Annotated in this window: 1 protein-coding gene; it reads right to left on the bottom strand. The window is 39.2% G+C overall.

The annotated features are described in order from the left end of the window. Positions 1–94 precede the first annotated feature (94 nt). Positions 95–1,483: polyphosphate kinase 1 (gene ppk1, locus ACRCJ0_RS13890; protein ID WP_431390819.1), on the bottom strand; the 1,389-nt coding region annotated here is incomplete at its 5' end.

The following is a 1,483-nucleotide window of genomic DNA, read 5'->3' on the forward strand; positions in this document are numbered from 1 at the left end:
GACCATACTCATGGTACATGATTAGCACCCTTGAATCAAATACATTTAATCCAAAGGTGCTATTTTTATTGCGACCGATTATTAAAATCCGTCACTATTTTTTATTTAGTCTATTTTGCAAACGTTCAAACCAAGTCATTTTACTGCGCGGGGCAGATGTTCTGGCTTGTTCGCCTTCGTTTAAAGCCTTTTGCATGAAGATTTGTTGTGAGTCTACTGGCGCTAAATCATTTTGTACATATTGGTAGGTACAGTCAGGTAATTTGTAACGCGCTTTGGTATTATCTTCTAAGTATACTTTCAATATTTCCATGATTTCTTCATGAATATGTTCATCTAAAATAGGGAACTCGATTTCTACACGGCGGATCATGTTACGGGTCATCATATCAGCAGATGATAAGAATAATTTTTCTTCGCTATTATTGTGGAACCAGTAAATACGGCTGTGTTCTAGGAATCGACCGACAACTGAAATGACATTGATATTTTCTGATACGCCAGGAATACCCGGTACCAGACAGCAAATACCACGGATAATCAGATCTACTTTTACCCCAGCTTGGCTAGCTTCGTATAGTTTTCTGATAACATCTTTTGAGGTTAATGAGTTCATTTTGGCAATAATATGACCATTACCATTCGCTCTGTGGGCTTGAATTTCATCCTCGATATCTTCAATGTAGTTATCACGAATCGCAAAAGGTGATACGTGTAGGTAGTGGTAGTCGGGTTGGTTAGAGTAACCACTTAGGTAGTTGAAGAAGTCTGTTGCATCTTCCGCGATCCCTTCGTTAGTTGTGATAATTCCCATATCAGTATAGAAACGGGCAGTCTTATCATTGTAGTTACCCGTTCCAAGATGGACGTAACGGTGAACGCGACCATTCTTTTGTTTCACAACCATGGCAATCTTCGAGTGGGTTTTAAGGTGGGTTTTACCATAGATTACATGGCAACCAGCTTCTTCTAAGATTTTTGCCCATTGGACATTATTTTCTTCATCGAAACGTGCTTTCAATTCCACTAAAACTGTTACTTGTTTACCACGTTCAGCAGCTGTTTTTAAGGCTGAAATAATTGGTGAATTCGCCGATACTCGGTATAAAGTTTGCTTGATTGCAAGGGTATGTGGGTCATTGGCTGCATCTTGGATAAATTCGACCACTGGTTTGAATGAATCATAAGGGTGGTGTAGGAAGATATCACGTTTTTCAGCTAATTTGAATAAATTAGTGGTTTGTAATTCGCTAGGGTAAACCGGTTTAAATGGTTCATAGCGTAAGTTTGGGAAGTAATTTTCCAAGACATCGATGGCATCCCCAAGGCCAGTTAGGTCTAGTGGACCGTTTACAAAGTAAAGGTCACGTTCTAATAGACCCAATTCTTCCAGCAGGTATTCAAGGTCTGCATGGATATATTCTTGATCATAATTTTCTTCTTGTTGAATTTCGATACGAACGGCCATACCGTTACGTCGTTC

It is taken from the genome of Aerococcus sp. L_32, from assembly GCF_050689315.1.